General features: G+C 47.9%; 1 protein-coding gene. It reads right to left on the bottom strand.

From position 1 onward, the window contains the following. Nucleotides 1-326 (bottom strand): hypothetical protein (locus tag CES79_RS12915; RefSeq protein WP_225362450.1); only part of this gene is annotated, 326 nt, incomplete at both ends.

The raw sequence follows: 326 nt of genomic DNA on the forward strand, positions 1-326 counted from the left end.
TGTCTTACCAGTTACATTAGGCACCGTTTGATCACCTTGGTTGCTTGGAATCGTCACATTTGCCTTGGCATCGTTTGGTGTGTAGTTTACTTTACCTGTGGTCGTTGGGTTATCAACGGTGATCGTGCCGTCGGCATTCACCGTCGCCGGTACCGTTGGCTTATCCGCTGTGTAGCCTGGCTTCACTGGTACTGTAACATCAACATGTTCGCCCGTCTTACCAGTTACATCAGGTACCGTTTGATCACCTTGGTTGCTTGGAATCGTCACATTTGCCTTGGCATCATTTGGTGTGTAGGTCACTTTACCTGTAGTTGTTGGATTAT

Origin of the sequence: Secundilactobacillus silagei JCM 19001, from assembly GCF_002217945.1 — a bacterium.
In the GTDB taxonomy this organism is placed as follows: domain Bacteria; phylum Bacillota; class Bacilli; order Lactobacillales; family Lactobacillaceae; genus Secundilactobacillus; species Secundilactobacillus silagei.